1 protein-coding gene is annotated in these 442 nt (G+C 68.6%); it reads right to left on the bottom strand.

What is annotated here, in order from left to right; genetic code table 11:
- On the bottom strand, nt 1–442 hold a 442-nt coding region (locus tag IF11_RS0136080), incomplete at both ends, for a KR domain-containing protein (protein ID WP_030356025.1).

Below are 442 nucleotides of genomic sequence, written 5' to 3'. Positions count from 1 at the left end.
CAGGACCAGGGCGACCTGTCCGCGTACGAGGTCCAACAGCACCTCCTGACGCTCAACCGCCGTCAGCCCCGCCAACCGCTCCACCAGCCCGGCCGCCGTCGCCGAACCAGCCACCGCGGCAGCCCGACGCGACCGCGAACGAATCAACGACCGCAACAACGAAGGAACTTCACCCTGCGCACGCAGCACCGGCAGATCCAGCCGCACCGGAGCCACCACAGCATCCCCGGTCGCCAGCGCGGCATCGAACAACGCCACACCCAGCTCCACCGACAACGCCGGCACACCCGCACGAGCCATCCGCACCGCATCCGCCTCAGACAACGTCCCCGTCATCCCACCCGACTGATCCCACGGACCCCAGGCAAGCGACACACCCGGCAGACCCTCAGCCCGACGACGCTCCATCAACGCATCCAGGAACGCGTTACCCGCCGCATAA

It is taken from the genome of Streptomyces scopuliridis RB72 (genome assembly GCF_000718095.1).
Classification (GTDB): domain Bacteria; phylum Actinomycetota; class Actinomycetes; order Streptomycetales; family Streptomycetaceae; genus Streptomyces; species Streptomyces scopuliridis.
This window is presented reverse-complemented; position numbering and strand designations above follow the sequence as displayed.